The sequence below is a fragment of the Verrucosispora sp. TAA-831 genome, from assembly GCF_050780145.1.
Classification (GTDB): domain Bacteria; phylum Actinomycetota; class Actinomycetes; order Mycobacteriales; family Micromonosporaceae; genus Micromonospora.
On the sequence record NZ_CP192240.1, the window covers coordinates 4441221 to 4454614 of the forward strand.

Here is a 13394-nt window from a genome sequence, read left to right on the forward strand (position 1 = left end):
CGGCCGGGAGGGGGCTCGTCCGGTCCGGCCGGAGGTCGGCGCGGGGCGAAGCGCAGGATCCGGTCGGTGACGGCCGGGGTGCCCCGCCCGTCCCGGTTGCTGCGGACGTCGACCTGGGCCTCCCCGACGATCCGAACTCGGCTACCGGCGGCTTCGACCAGGTTCTTCGCGTTCTCGATCTCGCAGTGGTGGGGCTGAGTTGTCGTTAGGGCCGCGCCGCCGAGCATCAACCAGATCGAGGTCGCGCGGTTCACCAGGTCGTCGAGAACCGCCGCACGGACCTCGGCGGGCTCGGCGCCGTCGTGGTGTTGCCGCACACCCGCTCCGGCGGCATGGTCCCGTCCGCGTCACCCGACCGGCGCAGTGCGGCCAGAGCCCGGCGGCGCCACTGGTCGGCGAGGTGCCGTCTTATGCCGCCCAACATGCCGAGCCCGGCGGTGACGTGGATACCCCAGTCGCTGCGGAATAGGGGGTGCCGCGGACGATCGGTGCTGACAGCATCGAGGCGATGCCGGGTTCCCTTTTCGCCGTCAGTGACCTGCCCGTGGCGTACGCCGAAAATCGTGAAATCACCGACCGCCTCGCGCCGGAGTCCGACGACGACTGGCTGATCGTCGCCGGCGACGTCGGTGCGATCGACGCCGACGCCGAATGCACCCTGCGCCGGCTGCGCGGCCGCTTTCGGGAGGCGCTCTGGTCGCCCGGCAACCACGAGCTGCGGACCCATCCGCGCGATCCGGTCCGGCTGCGCGGGGTGGACCGCTACCGGGCGCTCGTCGACGTGTGCCCGGACCACGGCATCCACACGCCGGAAGACGACGACGGCCACCTGCGCCTCCCGCGCACCATTCACCACGACGGGGTCCGCTTCGAGCAGGTGTCGCTCGGCTGTCCCCGCGAGTGGCGCCGGCGGGGAACAGGGGCGGACCCGCTGCGCCGGATCCTGGCCGGGCGGCCGTGATCGAGCTGCTGCTGCCGGCGCCGGTGGCCTGCGCCGAGGCGTTCGCCGACATGGCCGGCGAGTCGTGCTTTCCCGGTGAGGAACACCTGATCGCCCGGGCCGTGCCGGGCCGCCGTGCGGAGTTCGTCACCGCCCGCCGCTGTGCCCGCACGGCGCTCGGGCAGCTCGGCTTCGCGCCGGCGCCCCTGCTGCCCGGCCCGCGCCGGGACCCGCGGTGGCCGGCCGGGGTGACCGGCAGCATCACACACTGCAGGGGCTACCGCGCCGCGGCCGTGGCCCTCGCCGGGCACGCGGCCGGGCTCGGCATCGACGCCGAGCCGCACGAGCCGTTGCCCGGCGGCGTCGCCGCGTCGATCAGCACCGCAGGCGAGCGGGATACGCTGCGCCGCCTGCGGCACACCGACCCGGCCGTCCACTGGGACCGGCTGCTGTTCAGCGCCAAGGAGTCGATCTACAAGGCGTGGTTTCCGCTAACCCGGCACGAGCTCGACTTCGGTGACGCCCGGCTCGCGATCGACCCGGCCGGCCGGACGTTCGCCGGTCACATCACCGCGCCCGCCGCCGGGCCGGTGCCACGGACCATGCACGGCCGCTACCTCGTCGCCGCAGGCCTGGTCGTGACCGTGGTCCTCGTACCACCCGGCCCTACTCGGCGATCTTCGTCCGCATGGTCCAGCGGTACACCGGCGCGGTGACATCCGTGCCGATCTCTCGTTCGAAGTGCTCGTACCCACCCAGAAAGTCAATCTTGATCTTGTCAATCTCGGTGTGCCGGTCGATCATCGCCGAGATCGGCGCGTCGGACGGGCCGCCGACCAGCGTGGCCTCGATGCGTCGTGTGAGATCCATCGGGTGCACCTCCCGTGCGGGGCTGACTGCACACGATGCTGGGGCATCGCAGACGATCCTGGGCACCCGTATCCCAGCCCCTATTACCGCGCTCATCTCGCGGATGAGCGACGTCGATGGCGCAGACTTCCGGCATGGAACTTCCCTCCGGCACGGCTGTGGCTTCCGGCACGGGACTGGTCGAACGCGATCACGACCTCGTCCCGTTGCGGCGGCTGCTGGACGACGGCAGCGCCGGCCGCGGAGGCGCCGTGATCATCGCCGGACCGCCCGGCAGCGGAAAGACCGCGCTGCTGCGATCCGCCGCCGCCGACGCCACCGCACGCGGATTCACCGTCCTGGAAGCCGCCGGATCACCGGCCGAGAGCACCCTGCCGCTCGGCGTGTTGAGCCAGCTGTTCTACAGCGACCCCGCAGGCCACCACGGCGCCGGGCTCGTCGCCGAGGCCGACCTCGGCGACCGGTGGCTGCACGACCTGTTCCGCGCGGCCGGCGACCTGGCCCGGGACCGTCCCCTCGCGCTGTGCGTCGACGACCTGCAGCACATCGACCGGTCGTCGCTGCGCTGGCTGCTGTACCTGACCCGGCGTATCGCGGCGATCCCGGTGGTGGTCGTCGGCGCCGACTGCGACGTGCTGTCGCCGGCCGAACCGGTGCTGCGCACCGAACTTCTGAGCCGGCACCACACCCGGCGGATCGACCTGCGGCCGCTCAGCCAGGCGGGCGTTGCACGGATCCTCGGCGGGCGTCGGTCGGGGCTTCTCTCGCCGGCCACCGAGTACCACCGTCTCACCGGTGGCAGCCCGGCACTGCTGCGCGGGCTGCTCGCCGATTCGGCGGCCGGCTTCACCCGGGCGGTCGACGACTGCCTCTACCGTCTCGAAGCGCCCGTGCTACAGATGGCCCGCTGCCTCGCGGTGCTCGGCGACCATGCCTCGACGGCGCTAGCCGGCCGCCTCGGCGGACTACCGGCCGCCGACGTCGACCGGACCGCCGCCCTGCTCGCCCGCACCGGACTGCTCGACGACGGCGGCCGTTTCCGCCACCCGCTCGCCGGACCAGCCGTCCTCGACGGCATGGCCGCCGAACACCGTGCGGACCTGCACCGGCGCGCCGCACGGTTGCTGCACCGGAACGGCGCCGCCGTACCGGTGGTCGCCGCCCACCTGGCGGCCGCGACACCGCTGCAGGAGCAGTGGGCCGTGCCGGTGCTGCGCGCGGCCGCCGACCACAGCGTCGCCGACGGTGACACCGGGCAGGCGGTGCGCTACCTCGGTCTCGCCCACCGCATCGCCGCCGACGAGGGCCGGCGCGCGTCCCTCGCGACGGCGCTGACCGAGGTGCAGTGGCGGGCCGGGCCGGCCGGCGCGCTGGTGCACCTGATCGACCTCGCACCGGACGGCAACGACCGCATCCCTCTCGCCGACGCGATCCTGCTGCCCCGCTACCTGGCCTGGTACGGCCGTGGCGCGGAGGCGCAACGCCTGCTGAACCGGCTCGGCGTACGCCGCCCGGATCTCGGCCGCGACGCCGACGCGGCGCTGTCGCTGAGCAGACTGATCGTCGCCTGCCTGGCTCCGGCTCACCTCGCGGACCTGCCGGCCGGCGTAGAGTTCCCCGGCGGCGCGCTGATCGCGGCGCTACGCGGCGAGCCCACCGACCCGGCGTCCGAGCAGATCCTGCCAGCCACCGTGCAGGACTCCACTGCCGCCGCGACCGCCGGCGCCGTGGCCGCGTTGCTCTACAGCGAACACGTCGAACGCGCCGTCCGGTGGTCGGCCACGCCGACCGGCGACCTCTCTCCCACCTGGCGGGCGCTGCTCGGCGCCCTGCGCGCCGAGATCGCACTGCGCGCCGGCAACCTGCCCGCTGCCGAACACCTCGCCACCGCCGCCCTCGACACCATGTCCCGCCACGACTGGGGCCTGGCGGTCGGCGCACCACTGTCCACACTGCTCACTGCGCAGACCCTGATGGGCAAACATCGAGAAGCCGACGAACACGTCCGTACACCGCTGCCCGCGCCGATGTTCGACACGCTGTTCGGGCTGCACTTCCTCGACGCCCGTGGCCGTCACCACCTCGCCGCCGGCCGGCCGCACGCCGCCCTCAGTGACTTCCTGGCCTGCGGGGACCTGATGCGCGGCTGGAACGTCGACCGGCCCGGCGTCGCGGCCTGGCGTCTGGGGGCTGCGGACAGCTGCCTGCGACTGCGGCGTATCCCGCAGGCACGGGCCTACCTCGACGAGCAGCTCACCCTGCTCACCGGTACCGAGACCCGCACCCGCGGATACGCGCTGGTGCTGCTCGCGGCCGCCACCGACCTGCGGGGACGGCCGGCCAAGCTGCGCGACGCGGTCCGGCTGCTGCGCGAACAGGGCGACCGGCTGGGCGCCGCGTACGCGCTCGCCGACCTGGGCCGCGCCTATCACGCCCTGGGCGATTCGGCGAAGGCCCGCACCACCGTGCACCGGGCCGGCCGGCTGGCCGAGGAGTGCGGCGCCGCAGGGCTCAGCGACGAGCTGCTGCCCCCGCCCGCTCCGGAGTCCCCCCAGGTCATGCCGGTCGCCGCAACGCTGAGCGACGCGGAGCGGCGGGTCGCCTCGCTGGCCGCGTACGGGCACACCAACCGGGAGATCGCCGGCAAGCTCTACATCACGATCAGCACCGTCGAACAGCACCTGACCCGGATCTACCGCAAACTCGCGGTCAACAGCCGGGCCAGCCTGTCCGAGGCACTGCTCGGCTCGGCCGAGTCGCTCTGGGACGAATCCGCGTGAGCCGACCCCTATCCGCTGTCTAGGGGTACGCCCGGGTAGAGCGGCAGGTCGACCGGACTCCCACCGGTTCCGGCGAGCAGCCCGGCCCAGTCCAGCGGCACCCCCGCCACGTGCAGCCGCCCACACGCGGCGGCGAGAGCGAACGTCTCAGTGCTCTGCCCGTCCTGCAGCGCCACGCGGATGGCCCCGTCCAGCGGCGTGGTGAGCGCGTCGTCCGGCCCCAGCTCGACGAACGCACCGACGCCGTGGTCGCGCAGCCAGGCGAGCCCGTCGGCGAAGCGCACCGTCTGCCGCAGGTGTCGCACCCAGTGGTCCGCAGTCCGAAGCTCGGCCAGGTCGATCCGCCGGCCGGTCACCGTGGAGACCACCGGAATGGCCGGCTCGCGAAAGCTGATCTCCGCGGCGACGGCGCGGAGATCAGCGGCTGCCGAGTCGGGCCCGGGAACGTGGCCAGGCGGCAGGCGCCGGGTACGGCGTCCCCGCACCTGCCACAGCGCGGTCACCTCCTCGACGGCCTGTTCCTCACCGGCCACGACGGTGGCTTCCGGTCCGTCGACGGCGGCGACCGCCAGAGTGGGCCCCCGGTGCTTCAGGGAGGCGGCAACCTCCGTCGCGGAGGCGTGGACGACTGCCGCCGCACCGCCGGACCCGCGCACCAGCCGGGCCCGCGCCGCGACCAGCCGAGCGGCGTCGGGCAGCGACAACGATCCGGCGACGTGAGCGGCGACGATCTCACCGACCGAGTGGCCGAGCAGGAAGTCCGGCCGCAGACCCCAGGAGTCGGCCAGCCGGAACAGCGCGACCTCGAAGGCGAACAGGGCCGGCTCGGCGTAGCCGGCCCGGTCCAGCAGGTACGCCGCCGGGGTGCCGGGCGCGGCGAACATCAGCTCACGGACGGGTCGGTCGAGATGCCGGTCGAGCTCGGCACACGCGCTGTCCAGCGCGGCGGCGAACACGGGGTGGGCGCGGTGCAGGTCGGCGCCGAGCTCGGGCCGGGCACCCCGGCCGGCGAAAAGGAAGGCCATAGCGGGTCGGCCCGTGGCGTCGGTGAACAGGCCTGGTTCGGTCGGACGCGCAGGGCCGGTGATCAGGTTAGGGGCGGATCGGGCAGCGGCGAGCGCGGTCAGGCCGGCGCGGGCCGCGGCAGCGTCCTGCGCGACGACGACTGCCCGGTGCGCGAGGACGGCCCGGGTGGTGGCGAGCGATGTCGCCAGGTCGGCCACTGGTAGGTCGATGGCGAGCAGCTGGCCGGCACGGGCGCGCAGGGCGGCCGGGGTGCGGGCGGACAGCACCAAGGGCAACGGCCGGGTGGGAGCGGCCGGTGCCCGGCACACGTCTGCGGCGACCTGCTCCAGGACGATGGTGGCACTGCCCGAGGAGACTTCGCGCCGGTGCGGGAATCCGCGTGGGGTGCCGCGCCGGACCGCGAGGACAGCCGTGTGTAGGTCGGCGACACCGGCCGGCGCGTCACCATCGGCCGGGGCGGCATCTTCGGCCAAGCCCGCATGGTCGACCAAGCCCGCGTCGTTGAGCGCGGACCGGTCCGGCCGTCGGTTCGGGTGGACGACCGCGCTGCCTCTGATCATGGCCAGTGCTGCGTGTCCGTGCCGCCGGGCCCGGGAGTGCCGCTCGAGGACCAGGACGCCGTCGGGGGCGGCCACCAGCGCGAGGTCGCACTCGCCCGCCTCGACGGCGCGCCGGGCCAGGTGCAGCGCGACGAGCGTCGACGAGCCGACGGCGACTGTGAGCGCCGAGCCCACGAGGCCCAGAGTGCGCGCGAGCGGGCCTACCAGTCCCGAGCCCTGCGTGAGCGGGCCGGCCAGGTCGGCGGCGGCGAACACCGCCGTGCCGGTGCCGCGCACCGACGACGGGTCGATCCGGGCGGACTCCAGGGCGTGCCAGGAACGCTCCAGCAGCAGGCGCAGCCGCGGATCGGCCACGTCGCCGTCGAACAGGTCCGTGGTGACGGCCGATCGGAAGCTCAGGCCGACGATCGCGATGGGGTCGTCCGGCCGCCCGGCCTCGGCTGGCAGCCGTCGCAGTGCCGCCGGGCCATCGGCGTCACCAGCAGAGCGGCAGCCCAGGCCGATCGCTTTCGGCCGGGCAATGGCGGGTGCCCCGGTGGTGGTGGCCGGACCGACGGCCACGGTTGTGGCGGGTCCGGCGGTAGCGGGCGGCTCGGGCGACGACGACTGGTCGGCGTGTCCGGGGCGGTCGACGGGTCGGTCTGACCGTGGGGTCTTCGGGGAGGCTTCGGCTACGGTGACGACCCCGCCGAGGCCACGGGCGACGTCGAACACCGCGGCGGCCTCGGCGCCGCTGATGCCTCGGCTGCCCCAGCCGATCGCTACGGTGGGTAGGCCACGGGCCTGGCGATTCTGGGCGAACGCGTCGGCGTGCGCGGCGGCCGCCGCCAGCTCCGGGTGGGTCGGATCGCCGAGGACGCCAGCCGCGGCGGAGAACACGACGAAGCCGGCGAGGTCGATGTCTTCGGTCTGGCGGTGCAGGGAGGCGAGTTCGTCGGTGGCGTGTACGTCGGTGTGGACGACGACGGTCAACTGCCGGTCGACGGGGATCGCGGCGAGCGCCTCGGCGACGCTCGGGTGGGTCGACACGGTGGCGTCGTCGAGGTCCGCCATCGCTGTGGTGGTGACGAAGCTGACGTGCCGGATGCCGTGTGCCCGCACGAGCCTGTGCGCCGCGAAAATCATGAGGTCGGCCGAACGCCCGGTGATCAGCGCAGCGCCGCTGCGGTGCAGCACCGGGAGGATCACCTCGGCTGCTGTGCGGGCCGGCGCAGGGCGCGGCACGAGGACGGCGCCGGCTCGAATCGCCACGCCGGGCTCGCCGAGGGCGACGGCGAGCGTGAGCATCCGGGCCGACACCGGATTGTCGTCGAGGTCGACTATGGTGACGCGGTCACGCTGGTCGGCCGGCAATGATCGTACCCGGGCCCAGACAGCCGCGCCGGTCGGGTCCGGTACGCCCTCGCCGGCACCAGTGGACACCGCGCCGTGGGTGACCACGACCAGCCGGGTGGGCACTGCCGCCGCAGCCCGGTCGGCGCCGGTGGGCACTGCCGCCCAGTCCTGGTCGGCGCTGGTGACCACGACCGCTGGCGTCTCGTGGCCGTGCACGACAGCGCGCAGATCGTCGGTGGTCGCCCCGATGCCGGCCGCTGCCACGGTCGCCGGGTCGAGCCCGACGGCGACCCAGCCCGCCGCCGAGACAACCCCCGGCGACACTGTGACGGACGGCCTGTCCACCGCCGAAGCACGAGCCGGCGACACCGGGGCTGACGACCACTCCAGGCGGTACAGCGGGTCATGACCGCCTAGGCGTACGGCCAAGATCTGGGTCTGCCGGTCGTTGAGCAGATGCCGGCGGGGCTTGCCGGAGCTGGTGCGCGGCACGTCGGTGATCTCGTGCAGCTCCTGCGGGATCTTGAATGCGGACAGACGCTCCCGGCATGCCCGGAACACCGCCTCCGGGTGGATCGACCCGTGCCCGGCGGGCACGAGACCGGCGACCGGGACCTCGCCGAGGATCTCGTGCGGGCGGCCGGCGACCACCACGTCGGCGACACCGGGCACGGCGCGAATGACTTCTTCGATCTCCGCGGGATGGATGCCCTCGCCGCCGCGGATGATCAGCTCTCGGCTGCGTCCGGTGATGGTCAGATATCCGGCCTCGTCCAGGTACGCCAAGTCGCCGGTGCGGTACCAGCCGTGCCGCAGCACCTGCGCGGTCGCGCCGGGCTGGTTGTGGTAGCCGAGCATGACGTTCGGCCCGCGGACCCAGACCTCGCCCTCCTGCCGAGGTGGCAGGTCTGCGCCGCTGTCGCGGTGGACCACCCGGACCGCCAGCCCGGGCACTGGCAGCCCGCAGGAGCCGGCCACCCGGGCGCCGGTCGGCCAGTTCGCGGTGATCGCGCCGGACGTCTCGGTGGCGCCATAGGTGTCCAGCAGTGGCACGCCGACCGCCGACTCGAACGCCGACCGCAGCGCCGCGCTCGCTACCGAGCCGGTCACCAGGCAGTGACGCAGGCGGTGGGCCGTGAGCCGCTCGCCGCCGAGGGCACGCAACAGGTAGTGGAACATCGTCGGCACGCCCGGCAGGAACGTCACAGGCTCCTGTCGGAGGCGTTCCAGCACCTCGTCGGCGGAGAATCCGGCCATGATGCGCACGCTGGCTCCGACCGCCACGGCACCCTGTACGCACAGCACATGCGCGATGCTGTGGAACATCGGCAGCGGCCACAGCAGGTGGTCGTCCGGCGACAGTCCCAGGATCGGGGCGTAACACGCGGCCACCGACCACAGGCACATGCGCTGCGACGACACGACACCCTTCGGCCGGCCCGTGGTGCCCGAGGTGTAGAGCATCCATGCCGCGGCGTCCAGGTCGAGATCGTCACGGGCCGCCCGGGGTGACTCGGCGCCGGCCAGGCGCTCGTAACCGAGCGCCGGGCCGCCGGCTCGCGGACCGGCACCGGTCACGATCAGCATCGGTGGCCGGCGCCCGGCGGTCCGCTCGACCTGCGCGCGATGCCGGCGGTCGGTGATCACCGCGACGGCACCGCAGTCCTCGAGCAGATAGGTCAGCTCCGAGTCGGTGGCGGCCGGGTTGAGCGGGACGGCGACGGCGGCCGCACGGTTGACCGCCAAGTAGCTCTCGGCCACCTCGACGCTGTTGGCGAGCAGCACGGCGACCCGGTCACCGCGTTCGACGCCTGCGGCGGCGAGATGCCCGGCGAGGCGCGCGGTGCGCTGCTCCAGCTGGGCGTACGTCACGGCACGCCGGTCGTCGGCGAACGCCACCTTGTCGCCGGCCGCCGCGGAGTGCCCGCGCAGCAGTTCGGGCAGCGGCCTGATCAGATCGGTTCGCAGCATCGGCGACCGGGATTCCGCGCGGTCAGTTCGGGGCGCACCAGCGCAGCAGGCAGGCGCCCAGCGACATGCCGCCGCCGAACCCGGCCAGCAGCACCAGGTCACCGTGTCGTAGGCGGCCGTGCCGGTTGGCCTCGTCGAGCGTCAGCGGGATCGACGCCACCCCGGTGTTGCCGTAGTGCCCGACCGTGAGGTGGGTCTGCGCGCCGGCCAGCCCGGCCGCCTTCGCCAGATCCCCCAGCATCACACCGTTGGCCTGGTGCGGCACGAAGTGATCGATCTCGGACGTGGTGGTGTCGTGAGCGTCCAGCAGCTCGGCCAGGAACTGCGGCACGTGGTCGCTGACGAACTGGCGCACGTCACGGCCCCGCATCCGGAAGTAGTGGTCGCCGTCGTTGACCGTCTCGGCGCTTGCCGGCACCCGGCTGCCCCCGGCACGCACGCCGACCATCTCGTGCTCGGAGCCGAGACCGCGCAGGTCGGCGCCGACGACCAGCGCGTGGCTGCCCTCGCGGGCCCGCTCGGCCGCCCGCGCGGACAGGTCCGAGGTGGCCTGGTCCTCAGCGGCGTACCGGCCGGACTGGATGAGCGTCTTACGCGTGATCCAGTCGGAGGTCACCCCGACCGGGTCACCGACCTCCTCGTTGGTCACGACGCGATCAGGACCGTACGAACCGGTGCCGAGCACCCCGACATGCTGTGCCACTGACCCACTCCCGACTGGAGACCAGTGTTGCCCGTGCTCGAAAACGTAGGGCGTCGATCCCCCTAGGCCCAACCCCTACGATGCGGTCACAGCGGGATGTTCCCGTGCCGGCGGCGCCCGGCCGGCGCGCCCCGCCAGCTCCTGCGCCATCTGGCGGCGGCTGGTGACCGGCACGATGACCTCGTCGACCACGCCGACGGCGAGACCGTGGGTCACCCCACCCGACTCGCGCTAGTGTGCGGCGACCAGCTCGGCCAGCAGCGCCTCCCGCGCCTCGGGCTCGGCTGCGGCGAGCCGTTCGCGGTGCAGCACGCCGACCGCCGCCTGCGCGCCCATCACCGCCACCTCGGCCTCCGGCCAGGCGAGACGCCGGTGGCGCCGAGCGACCGGGAGTCCATCGAGATGTACGACTTGCCGGTGACGAGCGTGACCGGCGGCACTACCGCCTCGCCGAACGCGTAGAGCAGCTTCGCGCCCCACCGCACCACTCCTGTGCGACGCCGGGCAGGTAGCCGGGCACGTCCACGAGGACCCGCAGCGGCACGCCGACCGAGCGGCCCGGTCGAACCAGCCGGGCGAGGCGAGGTGGCCGACGATCTGCCCGGCCCGCCGCAGCGCGTGCGCCTCCGAGTGTGCCCGGGTCGAGCCGCTGCTCCGTCCGGAGCACCGGGTCACGCGGGTCGATCGTGACCGGAGGCTCGCTGAGCGGGGTCATGTCGGCGACCGCCTTGCTGTCGTGGTGTGGGCCGCGGCTCAGGCGGCGGGGACGAGTTCGTGGCGGATCTCGCGGTACAGCGACTGCAGTTCCCGGCCCGGTTCCAGGCCAATTTCGCGACGCAGGATCGCGCTCGCCGAGGCGTACGCCATCAGGGCTTCCGTCTTCTGTCCGGAGAGATGCAACGCGATCATGAGCCGGTGGTGTAGGGGCTCGTGCAGCGGGTGCTCGACGACGAGCTGTCGCAGCGTGCCGGCCATCTCCCGATGCCGTCCCAAGATCAAACCGGAGTCGGCGTACGCCTCGGCGCAGGCCAGCCGGTCGTCGTCGAGGGAGGCGCTGAACCCGCCGAGGGCGATGTTGTCGGTGAGCCCGTCGAGCGCCGGCCCCCGCCACAGCGCCAACGCGGTTCCCAGGTCGTCGACGGCCTGCGCGTGGCGACCTGCCGCCGCGTGGTCCCGGCCCCGTTTCGCAGCATCGCGGAACAGGGTCAGGTCGAACTCGTCGACGTTGATCCGATAGCCGCGCGGTGTGGTGGTGATCGCGCCGTCGCCGAGTTGCCGCCGCAACCGGCAGATGTGGACGTGCACCGCGCCGACGGCCGTACGCGGCGGGCCGCCGTCCCAGATGTCGGTGATGAGCCGGTCCATGGCGACGACGTGCCCGGCCCGGGTGAGCAGCACGCCGAGCAGGACCCTGACCTTGTAGGCGTTGAGCGCCGTGCCCGGCGCCGCGCCCAGGACCCGCAGCGGACCCAGCACCTCGTAGCGCATGGTCTTCCCCTCGGTTTCTCTCCCCGATGCGGGAGACGCTAGGGAGCGGCTCACGAGGTGAACAACCCCACTGCCACCCCTAACCGGCCGGTTAAGCGGTGCGCGGCATCCTGACGGCATGACCTCCTGGATCCGCCGTTTCCATCCCGCGAAGGCGGGCGCGCCGCGGCTGGTCTGCCTGCCGCACGCCGGTGGCAGCGCCACCTTCTTCTTCCCGTTCTCGGCCGGCCTGGCCCCGCGGGTCGCGGTCCTCGCCGTGCAGTACCCGGGCCGCCAGGACCGCCGTCACGAGCCGTTCGCCGGTTCGGTGGCCGGGCTCGCCGAGGGGGTGTTCACGGCGCTCGCCGCAGAGCCGGACCTCGGCGACGACGTCGCCCTGTTCGGGCACAGTATGGGCGCCGCGGTCGCCTTCGAGGTGGCACGCCTGCTGGAGCAGCGTCTCGGGGTCACTCCCCGCCGCCTGTTCGCCTCCGGGCGGCGGGCACCGTCACGGTGGCGCGACGAGCGGGTGCACACGCTCGACGACGCCGGTGTCATCGCCGAGCTGACGGCGCTGGACGGGTACGACAGCCGGGCGTTTGCCGACCCGGAGATGCGGGCGCTGGTGCTGCGCACGATCCGTAACGACTATCGGGCGATCGAGACGTACCGCTGCCCCCCGGACGTGACGATCGCCGCCCCGGTGACGGTGCTGACCGGCGACGCCGACCCGAGGACCACCGCCGACGAGGCCGACGCGTGGCGCCACCACACGACGGCGGGCGGCACCGTCCACACGATGACGGGCGGGCATTTCTACCTCAACGACCACCGCCCGGTGGTCCTCGACGTGATCGCCCGGTCGCTGACTCTCTAGGTCTTCCGCGCGTCAGCGGAAGGCGTCGATGGTGCGCGCGGCCCACTCGGCGAAGGCCGCGGAGGCCGGCCCAGCACCTGCGTCACGTCGGGGCTGATCAGCTGCTCGCGTCCAGCCGGGACGCTGAGGATCGCCAGGGTGCCTCCGACCACCGGCGGCGGTGGTATGAACGCCAGCATCTGACGGCGGGCCGACGTCGCCGAAGGGTGCGGCCACCGTCCGGCCGTACCGAACCGGGTCGGCCCAGGCGAAGGCGTTGTAGGCCAAGCCGCCGGGGCACAGGATCGTCCAGCGTGGCGGAGGGCGCCTGCAACGATCAGCGGACCCCGAGATCGCGTGCTCGGTCGTCTCCCAGCGGTGGAGCGGGCACGGAGCACCTACGACACCCGATGACGGGGAGAAGCCCGAGTCAGCTCACCGGGACACGGCTGCGTGCGGCGGTGATCTCCGGCCAGTTGCGGACCGCCCAGTCGGCGAGGCCGGACAAGGGTTCGAGCAGGCTCTCCCCCAACGGGGTGAGCGCATATTCCACGCGCGGCGGGACGGTAGCGTGCACCCGCCTGTGCACCAGACCCGAGGATTCCAGGCCGCGCAGGGTGCGGGTGAGCATGCGGTGGCTGATGCCGTCGATGCCGCGCTGCAGCTCGTTGAAGCGGTGCGGCCGGCGACCCAGCAGCACCAGGACGATCATCGACCACTTGTCGCTCATCAACCGCACCACGTCGGTGACGGGGCAGCGGTCGTACTCCTCGGCGGGCACGGGCATCGGCAGATCGGCGCTCGCCAGGGAGGTCACTGCGGTGCTCGGTGCGGACATCGGACGACCTTCTTCCCTCGATCGCGGGGCACGACGAAGATTGCTCGC

At 73.4% G+C, this 13394-nt stretch carries 9 protein-coding genes and 1 pseudogene; 4 read left to right on the forward strand and 6 right to left on the reverse strand.

What is annotated here, in order from left to right; genetic code table 11:
• Window positions 1–508 precede the first annotated feature (508 nt).
• The gene (locus ACQVFL_RS19840) at window positions 509–961 is read left to right on the forward strand and encodes a metallophosphoesterase (RefSeq protein ID WP_431727277.1); all 453 of its coding nucleotides are present in this window, start codon (window positions 509–511) and stop codon (window positions 959–961) included.
• Window positions 958–1656: a 4'-phosphopantetheinyl transferase family protein gene (locus ACQVFL_RS19845; protein WP_431727278.1), complete on the forward strand. Its 699-nt coding sequence runs from the start codon at window positions 958–960 to the stop codon at window positions 1654–1656. Before ACQVFL_RS19840 ends, ACQVFL_RS19845 begins: the two co-directional genes overlap by 4 nt.
• On the opposite strand, the gene ACQVFL_RS19850 is transcribed toward ACQVFL_RS19845, so the two are convergent.
• Window positions 1607–1810 carry a DUF5988 family protein gene (locus tag ACQVFL_RS19850; RefSeq protein ID WP_431727279.1) on the reverse strand — a complete coding sequence of 68 codons (204 nt, stop codon included), beginning with the start codon at window positions 1808–1810 and terminating at the stop codon, window positions 1607–1609. The two genes, ACQVFL_RS19845 and ACQVFL_RS19850, sit on opposite strands and share 50 nt — an antisense overlap.
• A gap of 134 nt (window positions 1811–1944) precedes the next feature.
• Here ACQVFL_RS19850 and ACQVFL_RS19855 point away from each other — a divergent pair, with 134 nt between their 5' ends.
• The gene (locus tag ACQVFL_RS19855) at window positions 1945–4590 is read left to right on the forward strand and encodes an AAA family ATPase (protein ID WP_431727280.1); all 2646 of its coding nucleotides are present in this window, start codon (window positions 1945–1947) and stop codon (window positions 4588–4590) included.
• Window positions 4591–4598: 8 nt separating this feature from the next.
• On the opposite strand, the gene ACQVFL_RS19860 is transcribed toward ACQVFL_RS19855, so the two are convergent.
• The 4 genes and pseudogenes from ACQVFL_RS19860 to ACQVFL_RS19875 all read right to left on the reverse strand — a co-directional run bounded on the left by ACQVFL_RS19860 (window position 4599) and on the right by ACQVFL_RS19875 (window position 11673).
• On the reverse strand, window positions 4599–9482 hold the full coding sequence (locus tag ACQVFL_RS19860) for an AMP-binding protein (RefSeq protein WP_431727281.1): 4884 nt from the start codon (window positions 9480–9482) through the stop codon (window positions 4599–4601).
• A gap of 22 nt (window positions 9483–9504) precedes the next feature.
• Entirely contained in the window at window positions 9505–10131 is a 627-nt protein-coding gene (locus ACQVFL_RS19865; protein ID WP_431727282.1) for a 3-oxoacyl-ACP synthase III family protein, read from the reverse strand.
• Window positions 10132–10271: 140 nt separating this feature from the next.
• A pseudogene (locus ACQVFL_RS19870) lies at window positions 10272–10828 on the reverse strand (carboxyl transferase domain-containing protein); the annotation flags it as partial.
• 110 nt (window positions 10829–10938) lie between these two features.
• Window positions 10939–11673, reverse strand: a complete 735-nt coding sequence (locus ACQVFL_RS19875) for an AfsR/SARP family transcriptional regulator (protein WP_431727283.1) — start codon at window positions 11671–11673, stop codon at window positions 10939–10941.
• Window positions 11674–11791: 118 nt separating this feature from the next.
• Here ACQVFL_RS19875 and ACQVFL_RS19880 point away from each other — a divergent pair, with 118 nt between their 5' ends.
• Complete coding sequence (locus ACQVFL_RS19880) at window positions 11792–12529, forward strand: thioesterase II family protein (RefSeq protein WP_431727284.1); 738 nt, start codon at window positions 11792–11794, stop codon at window positions 12527–12529.
• A gap of 409 nt (window positions 12530–12938) precedes the next feature.
• Here the strand turns inward: ACQVFL_RS19880 and ACQVFL_RS19885 are convergent, their stop codons facing one another.
• Window positions 12939–13346, reverse strand: a complete 408-nt coding sequence (locus ACQVFL_RS19885) for a winged helix-turn-helix transcriptional regulator (RefSeq protein ID WP_431727285.1) — start codon at window positions 13344–13346, stop codon at window positions 12939–12941.
• Window positions 13347–13394: the final 48 nt, after the last annotated feature.

Coding starts and splice junctions, on each gene's coding strand:
- ACQVFL_RS19885 (WP_431727285.1), bottom strand. CDS start 13,346: ATGTCCGCACCGAGCACCGCAGTGACCTCCCTGGCGAGCGCCGATCTG.
- ACQVFL_RS19860 (WP_431727281.1), bottom strand. CDS start 9,482: ATGCTGCGAACCGATCTGATCAGGCCGCTGCCCGAACTGCTGCGCGGG.
- ACQVFL_RS19875 (WP_431727283.1), bottom strand. CDS start 11,673: ATGCGCTACGAGGTGCTGGGTCCGCTGCGGGTCCTGGGCGCGGCGCCG.
- ACQVFL_RS19880 (WP_431727284.1), top strand. CDS start 11,792: ATGACCTCCTGGATCCGCCGTTTCCATCCCGCGAAGGCGGGCGCGCCG.
- ACQVFL_RS19850 (WP_431727279.1), bottom strand. CDS start 1,810: ATGGATCTCACACGACGCATCGAGGCCACGCTGGTCGGCGGCCCGTCC.
- ACQVFL_RS19840 (WP_431727277.1), top strand. CDS start 509: ATGCCGGGTTCCCTTTTCGCCGTCAGTGACCTGCCCGTGGCGTACGCC.
- ACQVFL_RS19855 (WP_431727280.1), top strand. CDS start 1,945: ATGGAACTTCCCTCCGGCACGGCTGTGGCTTCCGGCACGGGACTGGTC.